Annotated in this window: 14 protein-coding genes; 4 read left to right on the top strand and 10 right to left on the bottom strand. The window is 73.1% G+C overall.

Features of this window, described 5'->3' with window-relative positions:
• Positions 1-124: 124 nt before the first annotated feature.
• Positions 125-805, bottom strand: a complete 681-nt coding sequence (locus tag AB0G84_RS22010) for a LysE family translocator (RefSeq protein WP_361323205.1) — start codon at positions 803-805, stop codon at positions 125-127.
• A gap of 82 nt (positions 806-887) precedes the next feature.
• On the opposite strand from AB0G84_RS22010, the gene AB0G84_RS22005 reads away from it, so the two are divergent.
• Positions 888-1,601: an MOSC N-terminal beta barrel domain-containing protein gene (locus AB0G84_RS22005; protein WP_361323203.1), complete on the top strand. Its 714-nt coding sequence runs from the start codon at positions 888-890 to the stop codon at positions 1,599-1,601.
• A gap of 38 nt (positions 1,602-1,639) precedes the next feature.
• On the opposite strand, the gene AB0G84_RS22000 is transcribed toward AB0G84_RS22005, so the two are convergent.
• Entirely contained in the window at positions 1,640-2,701 is a 1,062-nt protein-coding gene (locus tag AB0G84_RS22000; RefSeq protein WP_361323200.1) for an ABC transporter permease, read from the bottom strand.
• Positions 2,698-3,786 carry an ATP-binding cassette domain-containing protein gene (locus tag AB0G84_RS21995; protein WP_361323197.1) on the bottom strand — a complete coding sequence of 363 codons (1,089 nt, stop codon included), beginning with the start codon at positions 3,784-3,786 and terminating at the stop codon, positions 2,698-2,700. Before AB0G84_RS21995 ends, AB0G84_RS22000 begins: the two co-directional genes overlap by 4 nt.
• A gap of 103 nt (positions 3,787-3,889) precedes the next feature.
• Between AB0G84_RS21995 and AB0G84_RS21990 the strand changes: the two genes are divergently transcribed.
• Positions 3,890-4,498 carry a GNAT family protein gene (locus AB0G84_RS21990; RefSeq protein WP_361323194.1) on the top strand — a complete coding sequence of 203 codons (609 nt, stop codon included), beginning with the start codon at positions 3,890-3,892 and terminating at the stop codon, positions 4,496-4,498.
• A 266-nt stretch (positions 4,499-4,764) separates the two neighbouring features.
• On the opposite strand, the gene mshD is transcribed toward AB0G84_RS21990, so the two are convergent.
• Positions 4,765-5,712, bottom strand: a complete 948-nt coding sequence (gene mshD / locus AB0G84_RS21985; RefSeq protein WP_361323191.1) for a mycothiol synthase — start codon at positions 5,710-5,712, stop codon at positions 4,765-4,767.
• A gap of 166 nt (positions 5,713-5,878) precedes the next feature.
• Here mshD and AB0G84_RS21980 point away from each other — a divergent pair, with 166 nt between their 5' ends.
• Positions 5,879-7,690, top strand: coding sequence for a bifunctional metallophosphatase/5'-nucleotidase (locus tag AB0G84_RS21980; RefSeq protein ID WP_361323188.1), 1,812 nt, complete (start codon positions 5,879-5,881; stop codon positions 7,688-7,690).
• A gap of 142 nt (positions 7,691-7,832) precedes the next feature.
• Here AB0G84_RS21980 and AB0G84_RS21975 read toward each other — a convergent pair whose 3' ends face one another.
• On the bottom strand, positions 7,833-8,690 hold the full coding sequence (locus tag AB0G84_RS21975) for an NAD(P)H-binding protein (protein ID WP_361323185.1): 858 nt from the start codon (positions 8,688-8,690) through the stop codon (positions 7,833-7,835).
• A gap of 314 nt (positions 8,691-9,004) precedes the next feature.
• Here AB0G84_RS21975 and AB0G84_RS21970 point away from each other — a divergent pair, with 314 nt between their 5' ends.
• The gene (locus tag AB0G84_RS21970) at positions 9,005-10,375 is read left to right on the top strand and encodes a DUF2993 domain-containing protein (RefSeq protein WP_361323182.1); all 1,371 of its coding nucleotides are present in this window, start codon (positions 9,005-9,007) and stop codon (positions 10,373-10,375) included.
• 241 nt (positions 10,376-10,616) lie between these two features.
• Here AB0G84_RS21970 and AB0G84_RS21965 read toward each other — a convergent pair whose 3' ends face one another.
• The 5 genes from AB0G84_RS21965 to AB0G84_RS21945 form a co-directional block, all read right to left on the bottom strand.
• Positions 10,617-12,053, bottom strand: a complete 1,437-nt coding sequence (locus AB0G84_RS21965) for a HAMP domain-containing sensor histidine kinase (RefSeq protein WP_361323179.1) — start codon at positions 12,051-12,053, stop codon at positions 10,617-10,619.
• A gap of 98 nt (positions 12,054-12,151) precedes the next feature.
• Positions 12,152-12,889: a response regulator transcription factor gene (locus AB0G84_RS21960; RefSeq protein WP_361323176.1), complete on the bottom strand. Its 738-nt coding sequence runs from the start codon at positions 12,887-12,889 to the stop codon at positions 12,152-12,154.
• A 78-nt stretch (positions 12,890-12,967) separates the two neighbouring features.
• On the bottom strand, positions 12,968-14,068 hold the full coding sequence (locus tag AB0G84_RS21955; RefSeq protein WP_361323174.1) for a trypsin-like peptidase domain-containing protein: 1,101 nt from the start codon (positions 14,066-14,068) through the stop codon (positions 12,968-12,970).
• A 255-nt stretch (positions 14,069-14,323) separates the two neighbouring features.
• Entirely contained in the window at positions 14,324-15,349 is a 1,026-nt protein-coding gene (locus tag AB0G84_RS21950; protein WP_361323171.1) for a LacI family DNA-binding transcriptional regulator, read from the bottom strand.
• Between the two features lie 33 nt (positions 15,350-15,382).
• Complete coding sequence (locus AB0G84_RS21945; protein ID WP_361323168.1) at positions 15,383-16,222, bottom strand: response regulator transcription factor; 840 nt, start codon at positions 16,220-16,222, stop codon at positions 15,383-15,385.
• Positions 16,223-17,246 lie beyond the last annotated feature (1,024 nt).

The raw sequence follows: 17,246 nt of genomic DNA, 5'->3' as shown, positions 1-17,246 counted from the left end.
CACCGCTACACGCTCCGTTATGCAGGCGAAATACTTTCAGGATCAACCAAGTCGGGTGGGGTGCCACCCGTCCCGGCCGCCAGCCTTCCCCGCCGCCACCCGGGCGGGCGGAGGCCGGTGACGCTCAGTCGCTGAGGGCGAGGTGGATGCCGAAGCCGGCGATCGCCGTCCCGCTGATCCGGTCGAGGATCCGGCGCGCCGAGGGGCGTTGCAGGGTGCCGCGGAGCGCACCGGCGCAGGCGATCAGCACGCCCGACCAGAGCGAGGCGAGCAGGATGTGCACACCGGCCAGCAGGGTGCCGGTCATCAGGTGCGTGGCGCCGGCCGGAACCAGCTGCGGCAAAACGGCCATGTAGAAGGCGCCCACCTTCGGGTTGAGCAGGTTCGTCACGGCGCCTTGGCGCCAGCCTCCGGCGAAGCCGTCCGCGACGTCCGGGGCGTCCGGGGCCGCCGGCTCCTTGGGCCCTGTCGACCCAGCGGCGTCGGACGGGGCGCCCTTCGCCCCGGATCGTCGGCGCAGCGTCGGCAGCAGCATCCGGCCGCCCATCCACACCAGGTACGCCGCCCCCGCCCAGCGGAGCACCGTGTAGGCGAGGTGGGAGGCGGTCAGCACGGCGGTGACACCGAGCGAACTGAGTACTCCCCAGACGAGGGTGCCGGTCTGGATACCGAGGACCACGCCCCAGGCGCGGTTGCGACGGCCCAGGGCGGCGGTGCGCAGGATGAGGGCGGTGTCGAGGCCGGGGGTGAGGGTCAGGAGTCCCGCAATCAGCGCGAACGACCCCAGTGCGGAGGCGGTGACCATGGACAGTCACTGTACCGCCGGAGACGCCAACTGCCCATTTCCTGCCCGAAATCGGGCAGGAATCTCTTGTAGCATCGGGTGAATGACCTACACGGTGGGAACGGTGGAGCGCATCTGGCGGTATCCGATCAAGTCGACGGGGGGCGAACGGCTGGTGCGGGCGGAGGTCGACGCCCGCGGCCTGGTCGGCGACCGGCTGTTCGCGGTGCGCGACGGCGAGGGGAAGTTCGGCTCGGGGAAGAACACCCGGCGCTTCCGCCGGATGCCCGGTCTCCTCCAGTTGCGCTCCCGCTACCCCGACGGGCCGGAGCAGCAACCCGAGTTGCTGGATCCGCACGGGGCGGCCGTCGTGGACGCCACTGCCTACCTCCGCCGGTACCTCGGCCGGGACGACGTCGAACTCGCCCGCGAGCAGGCGGTCTCGCACTTCGACCAGCTCCCCCTCAGCGTATTGACCACCGCCACCCTCGACTGGGCGCGCACGGCCGTTCCCGGTGTCCCGGTCGACGAGCGGCGTTTCCGGCCGAACCTCCTGATACGCACCCCGCCGGGCACCCGCCCGTTCGTCGAGGACGACTGGTTCGGATGCACGGCGCGGATCGGCAGCGCCCTGTGCGTGGAGTTCGTGCGCTCCAGCGAGCGGTGCGTCATGGTCAACGAGGCCCAACAGGATCTGCCCCGTTCCCCGTTGGTGCTGCGCGCTGTCGCCACGGCGCATGACACCCGGCTCGACGCCCTGGCCACGGTGGTGGCGCCCGGTCCGGTGCGTTCCGGGGACACCGTCGCTCTGCTGTGACCGGGCCGTTGCCCGCGCGCTTACCCGCCCGCCGCGGGTCAGCCGTGCCGGCGCCGCATCACCCGGAAGGCGAACACGGTCAGCGCCGCCGCCAGAGCCACCACGAGTCCGGCCTCGATCCAGGCCAGCGGCCAGTGGTGGGACACCGGGTGCTGGTCCAGGTACTGGCTGGTCACCCCGTGCCGGCGCAGGCAGGCGGAGAAGTCCCCCGCGCCGCACTCCAGGTCCACGTCGGTCAGGCGGGCGCCGGAGCCGGTGAGGTAGCCCTGCCCCTGCACCCAGCTGCTGTCCGGCACCTGAACCGCCTTGTCACGAGGGAACTCGACGGTCGTCACCGGCAGCAGAAACCGCCTCAGCAGCTGGAAGAGGGACTGCAGCACGATCATGGCGGCCAGCGTGACGGCCATCGACGTCACCGTGCGGCGCAGCCGCAGACCGATCAGCGTGCCGACCGCCAGGCCCAGCAGCGCATAGGCGACCGGCACCGGGCCGAGCGAGTGGAAGCCCAGCAGGGAGTACCAGTAGGAGCCGGAGACCTCGTCGCCGCCGACCTGCCAGAGCCAGCTGAAGGCGACGGAGAGCACCGACGTCGCGGCGAACACGCACGCCGCGGGCACCGCGAGCTTCGCCGCGAGCCAGCGCAGCGGACCGACGGACTGCGTTAGCACCAACTGGTGGGTACCGGACTCCAGTTCGCGGGCGATGAGCGGGGCGCCGAGGAAGACCCCGATCAACGTGGGCAGCAGCGTCAGACCGAGTTCGACGAGCCGCAGCGAGGAGCTGTAAGCGGCGCGGAAGGCGATGACCGCGTCCTGGGTGCCCTCGCAGCGCGGCACCAGGGAGATCATGGAGCACCCGGCGAGGTGGTGCTGGTCGATATACCCGGCCATCCGGCCGCGCAGGACCACGCACCAGACCGCCGCCGCGGCCGCGCCGGCGAGCAGCACCCCCAGGATCAGCCGGTGCTGCCGCCAGGTCAGCCAGACCGCCCCGCGCAGCGGGGTGCGGCCGGCCCCCTTCCGGCCGACCCCATTCCGGCCGTCGCCCTGCTCCGCGGCGGGTCCGGGGCCGTTCTCCCCGAGTCGTGCCGTGCTGGTCATGCCGCCGCTCCCTTGCTGCTGGTGTGGTGGTGGTGCCGGATGGCTGGTGCGCCGCCCGGGGTGCCCGGAAGGCCGGGCGTTCCGTTGCGCGGTATGCCGGGGATGCCGGGCCGGCCGCTGGGCCGGCCGTACGCCCGCGGGGAGACCGGCTCGGCGCTCGGCGCGATCAACGCGGGCGCGTCCGGGGCCCGCAGGTACCCGAGCAGCAGCTCCTCCAGGGACGGCTCGGCCACCTCCCAGGGGCCCGGGACGAGCCGCCCCTTCCGCCGGACGACCGCGGTGAAATGACGCCCCGCCAGCTGCGTTTCGATCACGGTGTGGGCGGCGATCTCCGGCGGCAGTGCGCCGCCCCGGCACTCCCCCATCACCAGCGCGTGCGCCCCGATGACGTCATCGGCCTCGCCCGCCAGCCGCACCCGGCCGCCGCCGAGCACCAGCAGGTAGTCGCAGAGCCCGTCCAGGGCGGCGAGCAGCCGCGAGGACAGTACGACGGTGCTGCCGCGCTCGGCCGCCTGGGCCAGCAACAGGGCGGCCACCTGGTGCCGGGCGAGCGGATCGAGGCCGTCCAACGGCTCGTCGAGCAGCAGGAGTTCGGGGTCCCTGGCGAAGGCCAGGGCGAGCGCGAGGCGGATGCGCTGCCCGCCGGTGAGCGCGCCGGCCCGGGCGTCCAGGGGAAGCCGGCCCTCCCGCACGATCCGTTCGGCGCGGGCGGCGTCCCAGTGCCCGGGGTTGAGTGCGCGGCCCATCCGGAGCGTCTCGGCGACCGTCAGCCGCGGGTAGAGCGGCACGCCCTGGGTGACATGGGCGACCCGGGCGCGGCCGGCGGGGGTGGCAGGGCTGTCGCCGTGGATCCGAACGGTCCCCTCGGTGGGGCGGGCCAGCCCGGAGGCCAGGGAGAGCAGGGTGCTGATGCCGGATCCGGCGGGGCCGGTCAGGGCGCAGATCCGACCGGCCGGCAGCCGGAAGGTGCAGTCGCGCAGTGCCCAGCGGCGGCGGTACCGCCTGCCCAGACCGACCGCCTCGACGGCGGTGCGCCCCGAGGCCCGGCCGGCCCTTCCCCCATTGACCACCGTCGGTGTCGCCATCCCCACGCCCCCTGCCCCGCCCCTCATCATTCCACTAATTAAGTAGTGGAAGGGTGAGGGAAGTCGGGTGCACCTGTCAACCTCCGCTCCTTAGGCTGACCGCGTGTCTACGCCCGCCACGCCTCCCGCGCCCACCCCGCCGCCGCTGCCGTACTCCCCCGCGTACCCGATCCGTACCGCCCGGCTGGACCTGCGGCCGGTCACCGCCGACGACTTCCCCGCGATCCACGCCTACCAGCGGCTCCCGGAGGTCTGCCGCTACCTCTACTGGGGCCCGCTCGACGAGGCGGGCTCCCGCACCTCCGTCGCCACCAAGTCCACCCGCACCACGCTGCGCGCCTCCGGCGACGTCCTTCAGCTCGCCGTGGTGGTCCGCGGGACCGGAACCCTCGTCGGCGACGTCACCTTCGTGCTGACCAGCCAGGCACACCGCCAGGGCGGCATCGGCTATGTCTTCCACCCCGACCACTCCGGCCACGGCTACGCCACCGAGGCCAGCCGGGCGCTGCTGAAGCTGGGCTTCGAGGAGCTGGGACTGCACCGCATCCAGGCCGAGTTGGACGGCCGCAACACCGCCTCGGCCCGGCTCCTGGAGCGGCTGGGGATGCGCCGCGAGGGCCATCTGCGGGAGAACGAGTTCCTCGACGGCGAGTGGACCGACGAGGTCATCTACGCGCTGCTCGCACGCGAGTGGCGGGCGCAGCAGCAGTGAGGGACCGCCGCCTGCGGCAGCGGTGCGGGCCGCCCTCGGCAACCGTGCGGCACGGCCCCGACCAGCCATAACGTTCGGCCCGGACCGGCCATGACGTTCACCCCGGGCCGGCCATGACGTCCGCCGTGGAAGACGGCCCGGAACGGCGGAGCGGGGCGGACCGCCGAAGGTCCGCCCCGCTCCGCTCCGCCGCCGCTCCCGGCGCCTCAGCTCTCCGAGCAGTACGTCAGGTCTCCGAGCGGCACCTCAGGTCTCCGAGCGGCACCTCAGGTCTCCGAGCGGTACATCAGGTCCGTCTCGTGGGTGACGAACCCCATCCGCTCGTACACCGACACCGCCGCCGCATTGTCCGCGTCCACGTACAGCATCGCCGTCGGCAGCCCCTGCCCGGCCAGGTGGCGCAGTCCGACCGAGGTCAACGCCTTGCCCAGGCCGCCGCCCTGGGAGCCCGGCCGCACCCCGAGCACATAGACCTCACCGAGGCCCTCGTCGGCGTGCACCTTGGTCCAGTGGAAGCCGACCAGCCGGCCCGCCTGCTCCGCCAGGAAGAAGCCCTTGGGGTCGAACCACGCCTCGGCCTTGCGGTCGTCCAGGTCGCGCTGGGTCAGCGAGCCCTGCTCGGGGTGGTGGGCGAAGGCCTCCGCGTTCACCTCCAGCCACGCCGCGTCGTCCGTGCCCGGCTGGAAAGTCCGTACGGACACGCCCTCGGGCAGCACCGGCTCGGGCAGCTCCAGGTCCGCCAGCGAGCGCCGCATCTGCCGCAGCTCCCGGAACATCGTCAGCCCCAGGGTCTGGGCCAGGTGCCGGGCGGCCGGATGCCCGCCGTGCGCCCAGACCCGCACCCGGCGCCCGGACTGCACCAGCAGCTCACCGCCCAGCGCCCGCCCGTGCCCCCGCCCGCGGAAACCGGGGTGCACCACCAGCTCGGCGGCCGGCGCCTCGACCGGGTCGGTGTCCTCCAGCTGCCCGTAGGCGACCAGTTCCTCGGCGCCCTCCCCGTGGTCTCCGCGGGCGTACACCAGCACATGGCGTACGCCCGGGCGCGCGCCGCCCCGCAGCTGCAGACGCCCCTGCTCGGACACCGCGGGCTGCCCGTCGGTACGCGCGGCCCGCTCGATCAGCGCGAGGGCGGACGCGGCCGCGTCCGGCGCGAGCGCGTCGACCACCTCGATCCTGCGGCCGGTCCGGCCCATCTCCTGTGCAGCGTCAGTCATGTGTGAAGCGTACGACCGGCGGCGGCCTTCCGTCGGGCCGCCACCCGCACCGGCGCCCGCCCCGCCGCCGCTCCCCGGCAACCCGTCCGTAACCGGGAAACCCTGTCGCACTACGCGCGTCGACAATAAGCTGCGGTCCGCTCAGTGACATCCGGGAGGGGACCACATGCCAGCGACACCGCAACGGCGCCGCAGAATCAGCAGATTGACCATCGGGACCGCCGTGCTGGCCACCGCCGCGACGGCCGCCGTCACCGCCGCCGCCCTGCCGGCGGGCGCGGACACCGGCCACCGGGACCGCTCCGGCCGCACCGTTGACGTCCAGCTGCTCTCCTTCAACGACTTCCACGGCAACCTCGAACCGCCGCAGGGCTCCTCCGGCACGGTCGAGGAGCTCCAGCCGGACGGCACCAAGAAGACCGTCCCGGCCGGCGGCGTGGAGTACCTGGCGCAGTCCCTGCGCACCGCCCGCAAGGGCCACCCGTACTCGGTCACCGCGGCGGCCGGCGACCTGGTCGGCGCCAGCCCGCTGCTCTCCGGGCTCTTCCACGACGAGCCCACCATCGAGGCCATGAACAAGCTGGGCCTGGACGTCACCTCCGTCGGCAACCACGAATTCGACGAGGGCCGCGCGGAGTTGACCCGGCTGCAGAAGGGCGGCTGCCACCCGAAGGACGGCTGCTACCAGGACGGCCGGAAGTACCAGGGCGCCGACTTCCCCTACCTCACCGCGAACGTCACCGACGACAAGACCGGCAAGCCGCTGCTGAAGCCGTACACCGTCTGGCGGCACAAGGGCGTCAAGATCGGGTTCATCGGGGTGACGCTGGAGGGCACCCCCGACATCGTCAATGCCGAGGGCATCAAGGGCCTGAAGTTCCACGACGAGGTCGAGACGATCAACAAGTACGCCAAGGTGCTGAACCGCCAGGGCGTCAAGGCGATCGTCGCCCTGATCCACGAGGGCGGGATGCCCGCCTCCACCTCGTACAACTACGACTGCGACAGCCCCGGCCCCGGAATCTCCGGGCCGATCACCGAGATCGCCAAGCATGTGACGCCCGCGGTCGACGCCCTGGTCACCGGCCACACCCACCAGGCCTACGCCTGCACCATCCCCGACCCGTCCGGCCGCCCGCGCACCGTCACCTCCGCCGCGTCCTACGGCAAGCTCTACACCGACACCACGCTGACCTATGACCGCCGCACCCAGGACATCGTGCGCACCCGCGTCAAGGCGCCCGGCGCGGTCAACCACGTCGTGGACCGCACCCAGCCCAAGGCCGCGGACATGACCTCGCTGATCGCCCGCTGGAACAAGCTGGCCGCGCCGGTCGCGGGCCGCCCCGTCGGCCACATCTCCGCCGATATCGCCGGCCGCGGCGCGAACGCCCCCGAGGCCCCGCTCGGCGACGTCATCGCCGACGCCCAGCTCGAAGCCACCAAGGCGTCCGACAAGGGCGGCGCCCAGCTCGCCCTGATGAACCCCGGCGGCATCCGCTCCGACCTCGCCTTCAAGGCCTCCGGCTCGGAGGGCGACGGGGTGGTCACCTACGGCGAGGCGTTCACCGTCCAGCCGTTCACCAACATGATGAACGTCGTCGACCTCACCGGCGCCCAGCTGCTGGCCGCCCTCCAGCAGCAGGTCAGCGGCCCCAACGAGGCCTCCCCCAAGATCCTCCAGGTCTCCCAGGGGCTCACCTACACCCTCGACATGACCAAGAAGGGCGCCGACCGCGTCGTCAAAAACTCGGTGAAGCTGGGCGGCGCCGCCCTGGACCCGGCCAAGACCTACCGCGTCGCGATGAACGAGTTCCTGGCCGGCGGCGGCGACGGCTTCCCCGCCTTCAAGGACGGCAAGAACAAGTACGTCGGCCCCTCCGACCTGGACGCCCTCACCGCCTACCTGACCGCCCACTCCTCGGCGGACCACCCCCTCACCCCGCCGAAGGCGGACCGCATCACCGTGGTGAAGTAGCCCGTCCCACCCGGCCGCGTCCCCCTCCGGCAGCCCCCGCCTCCGCCGTGTGGCGGAGCCGACCGCGCCCGGAGGGGGACGCGGCCGGTCGGCCGGTCCCCAGCGCGGGGGGGGCTCCACCAGCGGGAGCTGCGCGCGCCGGTCAGGAGAAGTCGGCGGCGTGGTCCTCCGCCCACTGGGCGAAGGTGCGGGCCGGGTGGCCGGTGACCTTCTCGACGGCGTCGGTGACCGGGAAGGGCGGGGCCTCGACCGTCCCGCCGAACATCCGGACCAGCTCCAGCGCGGCCTCCTTGGGCAGGTGCGGCCCGGCCATCGCCTCGGCGGCCGCCTCCTCGGAGATCTGCTCGACCCGGGTCTCCCGGCCGATCGCCCGGCCGATCGCGGCGACCTGGTCGGCGACGGTCATCGCCGCCGGGCCGGTGACGGTGTAGGCCCGGCCCTGGTGGGTGCCGCTGCGGTCCAACAGGGCGACCGCGGCGACGTCCGCGAGGTCCGCCTCGTGGACCGGGACGCCCTGGGCGCCGGGGTGGGCGTCGCGCACCACACCGGTGGCGCGGATCGCCGGGGCCCAAGCGAGGGCGTTGGTGGCGTAGTTGGCGCCCCGTACGAAGGTCCACTCCAGGCCGGAGTCGCGGACGGCACGCTCCAGGTTGGCGTGCATCCGGGCGATGAAATCGGGCTGGTCGGGGTCGGCGTCGTCGGTCGCCATCGAGGAGTTGAAGACGATCCGCCGGACGCCGGCCGTCACCGCGGCGTCGACCGTTCGGGCCGCGGCCCGCTCGCCGCCGGCCGCGAGGTTGAGGAAGAGGGCGTCGGCGCCGGCCAGCAGCGGGACGAGGTCCGCGGCACCGCTCAGGTCGGCGCGCACCACCTCGGCGCCGGCCGGCAGCCCGGCGCGTTCCGGGTCGCGGGTCAGCGCGCGGACCGCGACGCCGTCCGCGAGGAGCCGTTCGACGAGCCTGCGGCCGATGTTGCCGGTCGCTCCGGTTACCACGATCATCAGGGCATCTCCCAGGAGAAGAACGGTCGTTCGGTGGTTGCCGGGCACGGACCCCGAAGGGGAGCAACGGGCCGGGTCCACGGGCATTCCATCGGCCGGTCGCGGCTCCCGCCTGAGCGGAGGGGCGCGGCCGGGCCGGAGAAGTCGCCGTCGCGGCGGGCAACCGGCCGCTTCTGCACGAGGTATGACGGTAGTTCAGTCGGTATCATGAGGGAGGCAATTTTTCGCCAAGAGCAACGAGGCGACTGTTAACTAGCCGACATACCCCCGGTTCAACTTGCGTTCGAGGGTCCCGCTCGTGGTGGGATGTACGGATGCGAACCCCCATACGCATATCTTCGCCCTCGCCCACCGGTGCCGCGCCCACGTCCGCCGCACCGGGCTCCGGGGACGACTCCACGGGCGACACCAGAAGGCTCGCGCGCGTCAACCCGTACGCGGATCTGGCCGCCCTCGCCGACCCGGACCCGGAGACGGGAACCGGGTCGGAGTACGACGGGTTCGACGTCCCCGGCCCCACCCGCCGGCGCACCTACCTCAACGAACGCGACGACAGCGATGACCCGTTGGGCCTGGGGCTGCGCCCGGACGACGAGGACGAGACCTGGGCGAAGCCCAACCACCGCCGCAAGAAGCGCGGCATCAGCCGCTTCGCGGCCGTCCCGATCACCCTGAAGCTGCTGGTGGCGGTCGTGGTGTGCACCGCGTTCCTCGCCCTCGGCGACCGCTTCGCGGTGCTCTACGCGCAGAACGCCGCCGCCAAGAAGATCAAGGACGCGCTGCATCTGAACGCCACCCCCGAGGTGGAGATCGCGGGCTTCCCGTTCCTGACGCAGGTCCTGGACAAGCGGGTGGACCAGGTCAAGGTCTCCATCCCCGACGTGGCCGCCGACCGGGTCTCACTGGCGAAGTTCGACGCGACCGCGAAGGACATCCGGATCGACGGCGACCTGCCGGACTCCATCAAGGGCGCCACCATCGGCACCATGAACGGCACCGTGCTGCTCGCCTTCGACGATATGAACCGCGAACTGGGCGCCTCGCAGGTGAAGTTCAGCGAGATGGGCCCCAACGCGGTCCGGGCGGTCGGGCAACTGCCGGTGGCCGGGCATGACTTGCGGGTGCACGCCGAGGCGCGCATCCAGCAGACCGGCGACCGCGGCATCTCCACCGACATCAGCAAGATGCGCCTGGACATCGGTGACCTCGCCGTCTACCGCCCCGGCACCGGCAAGGAGGAGGGCCTGCGGCTGACCCACAAGGCCGCCGCCGACCTCAGCCGCGAGGCCGCCAAGGCCAAGGCGATGCTGGGCATCCCGGCGATCGTGGACCGGATCGGGATCCCCCGGCAGTACGTCCAGGAGGCGCTGCGCAGCGACGACAAGCTGCACCAGCTGACCGGCTCGCCGCGCTTCGTGCACGACCTGATGAAGGTCAACCTCGTCGATGTGGTGGCGGACCACCCCTGGCTGCTGCAGAAGGTCGGCATCGACCCGAAGATCCTCGGCACCCTGACCGGGCTCACCAAGCCCCAGCTCGCCGACCGGCTGTCGCTCTCCTTCCAGCTGCCCAAGATGCCCGGTGACGTCCGGCTGCGGCACATCTCCGTGGAGCGGGACGGCATCCGCGCCGAGCTGTCGGGGTCGGAGCTGCCGTTCGGGGACTCGGCGAAGAAGAAGGGGTGAGGACGGGGGCGTAGCCCCGTACGGGCACCGGCCACCGGGCGCCGACCACCGGTCGCCGGGCGCCGGGTTGCCGATTGCCGGATTGCCGGCTTGGGGTGCCGGGTTCCCGCCCTCGGGCTGCGGGCTCCGGGCCCCGGGGACGGGCCGCCGGGGCGCTCCGGCGGCCGGGCCCCGGGCGCCACGGGTTCCGCTGGGGAAGCGCCCCCGAGGACGGGCCGCCGGGGCGCTCCGGCGCCGGACCTCAGCCCGCCCGCCCCGGCTGCGCCGGCGGCTCCTGGGGCGTCCCGGGTGGCGGGGTCGGCGCACCGGGCAGGGTCAGCACCGCCTCGGTGCCGCCCAGGTCCACGGACCGCAGCCGGACCGCTCCGCCCGCCTGCTCCGCCGTGCGCGCCACGATCGACAGCCCCAGGCCGCTGCCGGGCAGGCTGCGGGCGGACGGCGAGCGCCAGAACCGCTCGAAGACGTGCGGCAGTTCGTCCTGCGGGATGCCGGGCCCGTGATCGCGTACGGTCAGCTCACCGCCGGACAGCCGGACCTCGACGCTGCCGCCGGACGGGCTGAACTTCACCGCGTTGTCCAGCAGGTTGACCACCGCCCGCTCCAGCCCGGCCGGCTCGGCCCGTACGTACCAGGGCTCGATCTGCGCGGTGAGGGTCAGCGACGGCCCGCGCAGCCGGGCCCGCTCCAGCGCCGAGCCGACGATCTCGTGCAGCGCCACGACCTCGACGGCGCTCGGCCCGGGCGCCGGCGGCCGGGACAGCTCCTGCAGGTCGCCGATCAGCGCCGCCAGCTCCCCCATCTGCGCCTTCACCGACGTCAGCAGCGCCTCCTTGTCGGCGGCCGGGATCGGGCGGCCGGAGCGTTCGCTGCGCACCAGCAGGTCGATGTTGGTCCGCAGCGAGGTCAGCGGCGTCCGCAGCTCATGGCCGGCGTCCGCGATCAGCTGCTGCTGGAGGTCGCGGGAGGCAGCCAGGGCCGCGGTCATCGCGTTGAAGGACCGGGACAGCCGGGCGATCTCGTCCTCGCCGTCCACCGGGATGCGGATGGTCAAGTCCTGGGTCCGGGCGACGTGTTCGACGGCACCCGTGAGCCGGTCCACCGGTTTGAGGGCCGCGCGGGCCACCCACAGGCCGGCGGTGGCCGCCCCCAGCACCCCGACGCCGGCGACGATCAGCAGCACCAGCGCGAGCTGGTTGAGCGGGTCGGTGACCTGCTTCATGGGCACCGCGACCGAGATCGCCAGCCGGTTGCCCTGGGCGTCGGTGAGCGGGCCGGTGTAGGGCCGGGTCCACACCCGCATCTCGGCGCCGTTCTCGGCCCGGGCGGTGTGCAGCGTGCTCGCCACCCGTCCGGCGGCCACCGCGGTGTCCGCGCGCTGGGCGGGGATCGGCGACGACTCCGGCGAGGTGCAGACCGAGCCGCCCGCGGAGACCAGCTGGATGGTGTACGGCGTGGGCGGGAAGTGCGCCCCGTCCGGGTCGCCGCAGTAGGCGCTGAGCGCCTGCGCATAGCCCGGGTTCACCTCGACGCTGCTGAGCTGCGCGTCGAGCTGCTCGGTCAGCCGGTCACGGGTGATCAGCCAGCAGGCGGCGGCCGAGAGCGCCACCGCGAAGGCGACCGCCACCGCGGTGAGCATCGCCAGCCGGGAGCGCAGCGGCAGCTGCCGGAAGCGGGCCATCGGGCCCGAGGGGCGCCCGCCGGTGGGAGAGGCCCCGCCCGTGGGCGGGGTCCCGCCGGTGGGAGGGGTCCCGCCTGAGTGAAGGGTCCCGCCGGTGCTCATTCCGCCCCGCCCTCCGCGCGCAGGACGTAGCCGACCCCGCGCACCGTGTGCACCAGCCGCGGCTCGCCGCCGGCCTCGGTCTTGCGGCGCAGGTACATCACATACACATCGAGCGAGTTGGAGGTGGGCTCGAAGTCGAAGCCCCAGACGGCCTTGAGGATCTGCTCACGGGTGAGGACCTGGCGCGGATGGGCGAGGAACATCTCCAGCAGGGTGAACTCCGTACGGGTCAGCTCCACCTGCCGGCCGCCCCGGGACACCTCCCGCGTCGACAGGTCCATCCGCAGATCGGCGAAGCTCAGCGTCTCGCCCTCCTCGGGCTGGGCACCGGTGGCCGCCGGGTAGGAGCTGCGGCGCAGCAGCGCGCGGATCCGGGCGAGCAGCTCGTCCAGTTCGAAGGGCTTGACCAGGTAGTCGTCGGCGCCGGCGTCGAGCCCGGTGACGCGGTCGCCGACGGTATCCCGGGCGGTCAGCATCAGGATCGGTACGGTCACCCCGCTCGCCCGCAGCCGGCGGGCGGCGGTCAGCCCGTCCATGCGGGGCATCAGGACGTCCAGCACGATCAGTTCGGGGTCGTAGGACGCGACCTTCTCCACCGCGTCCAGACCGTCGACCGCCTGCTCGGTCCGGTAGCCCTCGAAGGCGAGCGAGCGCTGCAGGGCCTCGCGGACCGCGGGCTCGTCGTCGACGATCAGGATGCGGGCGGGCTGGTCACCGTGCTCGGCGGGGCTCATGTGCGTGGTTACCTCGGAGGGGTACGGAACGGACGGCTGGTGCCTTCAGCCTTGCACGCCGGGGCGCGGCGCGGAGGCTCAGACGCCGCTGTTGCCGCCGCCGCTCCCGCCGTCCCGCAGCCCGTCCAGATCGGCCTTGACGGTGTTGATCGGGATGGCGAAGCCCAGGCCGACGCTGCCCGCGGTGCTGCTCGACGCCGAACTCGGCGAGTACATCGCGGAGTTGATGCCGATGATCTGGCCCTGCATATTGATCAGCGCGCCACCGGAGTTGCCGGGGTTGAGCGAGGCGTCGGTCTGGATGGCCTTGTAGGAGGTCTTGGACGAGCCGGTGTCGCCGTTGTACTGGTTGCCACCGAACTCGAACGGCCAGCCGCCGCCGTCGTCCGGATTGCCCTGCTGCTGGCGCCGGCCCTCCTCCTTGGGAACGGTCACATCCCGGTTGAGGGCGGAGACGATACCGCTGGTCACCGAGCCGGTGAGGCCCTCGGGCGAGCCGATCGCCACGACCTGGTCGCCGACCGAGAGCTTGTCGGAGTCGCCGAGCGAGGCGGCGGTCAGGTCCTTGGCGCCCCGCACCTTGATCAGCGCCAGGTCCTTGGCGGGGTCGGTGCCGACGACCGTGGCGGTCTTCCGGCTGCCGTCGCTGAAGGTGACGGTCACGGTGTCCGCGCCGGAGACCACGTGGTTGTTGGTGACGATCTCGCCGCTGCTGGTGACCACGACGCCGGAGCCGGTGGACTCCCCGCCCGTAGTCCGGGCCTTGATCTCCACGATCGCCGGGCTGACCGCCTTGGCCACCCCCGAGACGCCGCTGCCGCTGTTCTTGCCCGCGTTGACCAGCGGGGTGGAGACGCTGTTCTGGCTCTGCCCGGTGGTCGCCCCGGCAATCAGAGCCGCGCTGCCGCCGCCGATGAGTCCCGAGGCCAGGGCCACCGCCGCGATCAGGGCGACCGGCCGGCGGGCCCGGCCGCGCCGCGGCTCGGACGGTCCGGCGGGCCCGGGGGCGTACGGCGGGGGCGGCGGAACCGCCGGTCCGCCGCCGCCCGGGTATGCGCCGTGCGCGCTGCCGTAGTCGGTGCCGTAGTGGGCGGCCTGGTCAGCGCCGTGGTCGGCGCCGTAACCGTACGGCCGGTCCTGGGGCATCTCATCGCCGCTTCGGCGGTAGCTCTGGGTCATGTGATGACCATGCGGCCGGTCCATGAGAACCGCCTGAGAACGCCCTGAGAGACCCAACAGAAGTAGGTATGCCCGGTATAAGGACTGCCCCGCGCATCCGGTCGTGCGCCGTCACCCGGCCGTCCCCCCAGGCCCGCACCCGCCGCCCGGCACCGCCCTGCCACCCCGCCGCCCGGCAACGCCCCGCCGTCTGGCCGCCCGGGAACGGCCCACCGCCCGGCCGCGTCCCTCGCCCGGCCGCGTCCCGCCGTCCGGTCAGTCCCGACAGCCGCAGGACTGCCGTACGACCAGCCGCGACGGGAACTGCCGCAGCCGCTCCCGCCGGGAGCCGACCACCCGCAGCCCGTCGTCCAGCACCAGATCGACCGCGGCCCGGGCCATCGCCTCACGGTCGGAGGCGACGGTGGTCAGCGGCGGATCGGTGAGCGCGGCCTCCTTGACGTCGTCGAAGCCGGCCACCGCCAGCTCGCCCGGCACATCGATCCGCAGCTCACGGGCGGCCCGGAGCACACCGATCGCCTGGTCGTCGGTCGCGCACATGATGGCCGGCGGCCGGTCCGGGCCGGCCAGCAGCTTCAGCGCCACCTGGTAGGCGTCATAGCGGTTGTAGGCCGCTTCGAAGTAACGCCCCTCCGGTGACTTCCCCGACTCCAGCATGGCCCGGCGCCAGCCCTCGACGTGGTCGGTGACCGGGTCGCCGGACTTCGGGGTCTCCTCCGTACCGCCGAGGAAGGCGACGTAGGGGTGACCGTGCTCCAGCAGGTGTCGGGTCGCCAGCTGGGCGCCCCAGATGTCGTCCGTCATCACCGCGACGTCGTCGATGGCGTCCGGCCGGCGGTGCAGCAGCACCACCCGGGCGTCCCAGGCGTCGATCTCGGCGGCGGCGTGCTCACTGGGGCCCTGGCTGATCAGGATCAGCCCGGCCACCCGCATCCCGAGGAACGCGCGCAGATAGTGCACCTCGCGCTCGTCGAGGTAGTTGGCGTTGCCGACCAGCACCATCTTCCCGCGCTCGGCGGCGGCCTGTTCGACCGCGTGCGCCATCTCCGCGAAGAACGGCTGCCGGGTGTCCGGCACGATCAGGCCTATGAGGTCGGTACGGCGGGACGCCATCGCCTGGGCGACGCGGTCCGGCCGGTAGCCGAGCTCCTTGATGGCGGCGAGCACCCGCTCGCGCGTGGCCGGGGCGACCGGCCGGGGTCCGTTGTTGATGACGTAACTGACAACGGCGGTGGACGTACCCGCCAGTCTTGCCACATCATCCCGCGTCACCTTGGCCACGCGCGGCAGTCTACGCGGGTGGGCCGCCGGGCCCTACCGGCTGGCGGCGGGTACGTCCGCGGAGTCCGCGCGGGCCGTGGCCGGGGTCCCGGCGCCGTTGCCGTCCTTGCCCGCGCGCCCCTTCGCCGCGCCTCCGCCGCCGGCCGCGTCCGCCGCCTTCGCCGCGCCCTCCTTGGCCGCGGACTCGCCCGCCCGCTCCGCCTTCTCCGGCGTGACGAAGCGGTAGCCGACGTTGCGGACCGTGCCGATCAGCGACTCGTGTTCGGGGCCGAGCTTGGCGCGCAGCCGCCGGACGTGCACATCGACCGTGCGGGTGCCGCCGAAGTAGTCGTAGCCCCAGACCTCCTGGAGCAGTTGGGCGCGGGTGAAGACCCGGCCCGGATGCTGCGCCAGGTACTTCAGCAGCTCGAACTCCTTGAAGGTCAGGTCCAGGACCCGCCCCTTGAGCTTGGCGCTGTACGTCGCCTCGTCCACCGACAGATCACCGTTGCGGATCTCCATCGGGCCGTCGTCGGTGGTGATCTGCTGGCGGCCCATCGCCAGGCGCAGCCGCGCCTCGACCTCGGCGGGGCCGGCGGTGTCCAGCATGACGTCGTCGACGCCCCAGTCCGCGGTGACGGCGGCCAGGCCGCCCTCGGTGACGACCAGGATCAGCGGGCAGCCGGGGCCGGTGGACCGCAGCAGCTGACAGAGGGAGCGGACGTGCGGGAGGTCGCGGCGGCCGTCGATCAGTATGACGTCGGCACCGGGGGTGTCGATCAGAGCCGGGCCTTCGGCAGGGGCCACCCGCACGCTGTGCAGCAGCAGGCCGAGCGCGGGGAGCACCTCCGTCGACGGCTGGAGTGCGTTGGTCAGCAGCAGGAGCGAACTCACCTCCGACCACCTGCCCGGTCCTCGGCGCCTTCCACCCTGATCTGCTCGCGGTCCTGCCTGCTTCGCTCGCCCATGACGTCTGGTTCCTCCTCGGTCCCTGCGACGGGGCATCTCCCGGCCCTGGCCGGGGGAGTCTGCGGCACTGCTTCGTACGGGGTCCTCGCAGCCACACGCAGTGGTGGCTGAAAGCACAAAAGGACCCGGGGGCAACGCTGCCCGGATCCTTCTTGCCCAGCAGAATAGCTCACATGACTTCCGGACCCGAGGCCGATTTTGCACGTTCTTGTGTTCCGTCGATCACTTCGAGTGGTCATCGCGTGTTTCCGTTGACGACCCGCGGAGTCTGATTCCGGGCCACCCGCACCCCCGGGAAACCCCCTGCTGAAGCGGATCCGGCCACCCCCGGCGCCGACCCCCGCGACCCTCCGCGCCCGGCCGCGCCGGTCCCCGCGCACGGCGCCCGCCGGCCCCTCCGCGCGCCCCGCACTTTTTTGCCCGGCCACCGCATCGTCCCAGCATGCGGACCTGATCACGCTCGCTTTCCGGGCCCTCCCGGCCGACCAGGGGCCGCTCCACCGCCCACGACCACGAGGCCCTGCCCCCGACCACCGCACTCCGCCGGGCCCGCCCGCGGGGTCGCCACCGGGGCGCCGCCAGGGCCCCCTCGGCTCGCCACCTCCGGCCGGCCCCTGGGCGGCAGGGCCAGCTGCCCCCGTACGACGCTTTACGGCCAGGGGGCGCGCGAGGGGCGCACGGTTGCGCGGCGTCTGCCGGGGCGGCGGGCTTCCCACGTTGTCGGCTGACCCGCCGTGGTGGTTGTTCGCCGGTGGGCCGGCGGCCCGGTTGTTGCCGGCTTTGCCGCCGTGGCCTGGCGGCTGGGTGCTTTCCAACGTTGTCGGCTTTGCCGGCGTGCTTGCTACTCGCCGTTGCGCCTGCGGCGGGCGGGGCCGCTGCGCGGGGCTGTCGGCTGCGGTGGTGGGCCTGCGGGGGTGGGTGTCCAGACTGCTTCGCTTTACGTCTGGAC

The sequence above is a fragment of the Streptomyces sp. NPDC020742 genome, from assembly GCF_040641675.1.
GTDB lineage: Bacteria > Actinomycetota > Actinomycetes > Streptomycetales > Streptomycetaceae > Streptomyces.
Note: the sequence above shows the minus strand (reverse complement) of the source record. Positions and strands in the feature narration are given on the sequence as shown.